This is a genomic window from Thioclava kandeliae, assembly GCF_040297545.1.
Taxonomy (GTDB): domain Bacteria; phylum Pseudomonadota; class Alphaproteobacteria; order Rhodobacterales; family Rhodobacteraceae; genus Thioclava; species Thioclava kandeliae.
Genome location: NZ_JAYWLC010000070.1, coordinates 1 through 1373, shown reverse-complemented (window position 1 = coordinate 1373; position 1373 = coordinate 1). Strand labels below are relative to the sequence as shown.

At 60.7% G+C, this 1373-nt stretch carries 1 protein-coding gene; it reads right to left on the bottom strand.

Features of this window, described 5'->3' with window-relative positions; all coding sequences use genetic code 11:
• Positions 1-273: 273 nt before the first annotated feature.
• On the bottom strand, positions 274-1293 hold the full coding sequence (locus VSX56_RS20565; RefSeq protein ID WP_350939376.1) for an IS110 family RNA-guided transposase: 1020 nt from the start codon (positions 1291-1293) through the stop codon (positions 274-276).
• Positions 1294-1373 lie beyond the last annotated feature (80 nt).

The following is a 1373-nucleotide window of genomic DNA, read 5'->3' as shown; positions in this document are numbered from 1 at the left end:
GAACCATGTATGGATGGCCCCTTGGCAAGTGCTTTCTTCAGTTCTGGCATTCTGGTCGGTCGCGGCCATGTATACGGCGTCAATTCGCAGCTCTATCGATCGCTGCGCGCCTTGATGAAATCAGCCGACGGTTGGGTCCCGATCAATGGCACGCGCTCGAAAGGCGCTTCGGTTCGAACTGGGTGTCCCGTTCCGTTGTTGACGTCCCTTTGCCATCACCTCACATCGCGCCTCACCAATTCCTTGCCTGCCGTTCTGAGGGCGGCTACTTTGCTACGCCAGTGCGGCCCGGTAACTCTCGCCGCTTCTGATCAATGCCCAGATCGTGCGCGCCATGCGGTTGGCCAAGGCAATCGCGACCACCTTCACCGGCTTGCGGTCGAGCATCCGATCGAGCCAGTCAGGCGTGGCATTCTCGGCTGTCCTTCGCCGTCCACGCCGGGCACTGATCCTGGCCATGGCGCCGAGATAGAGTAGCCGTCGCAGATATCGATTACCGGCCTTCGAGATCTTCCCCAGCCGTTCCTTGCCGCCGCTGGAATGGGCTTTCGGGGTCAGCCCAAGCCAAGCCGCATAATCACGGCCACTGCGGAAGGCGCTTACATCCGGCGTGGTCGCGGCAAACGCGCTTGAGGAGATCGCGCCCACTCCCGGTACTGTCGCCAGTCGACGTGCGAGTGGATCATCGGCCTGCCGCTCTCCAATCCGCGCCGTGATCGCATCGATCCGGGCCTGCGTACCCCGAAGCTGTTCAGCCAACATATCCACGGCAGCTCTTGCGGCTTCCGGCATGTTTCGCGCGGTAGCGATCAGACGATCAACGTTTTGGATGCCCTTTGCCACCACAATGCCGAACTCGCCTATATGCGCCCGGATCGCGTTGATGATCTGAGTACGCTGCCGTACGAGGAAATCCCGCGCCTTATGGTCGAGCAACGCTGCCTGGGTCTGCGTTGATTTCACCGGCACAAATCGCATGGTCGGGCGCGTGACCGCTTCGCATATTGCCTCGGCATCAGCCGCGTCTGTCTTTCCCCGCTTCACATAGGGCTTGACGTAAGCGGGTGGCATCAGCCGAACCTCATGCCCCAATGCGGCAAGCTCACGACCCCAATGATGCGCCCCGGCGCAAGCTTCCATCCCCACAACACACGGTTCAAGCTGCGAGAAGAAAAGCAGCAGTTGTGCCCGCCGCAACTGGCGGCGACAGACAACTTTGCCGGTCGCGTCGACCCCATGAACCTGAAAGACATTCTTGGCCAGATCGAGGCCGATCGTGATAGGCTGTTCCATGGATGGCTCCCTTCGGTGGCTGGAAACATACCCACCCTGGCACATCGCGATGCCGTTTGGTGGGGCCATCCACACCATCA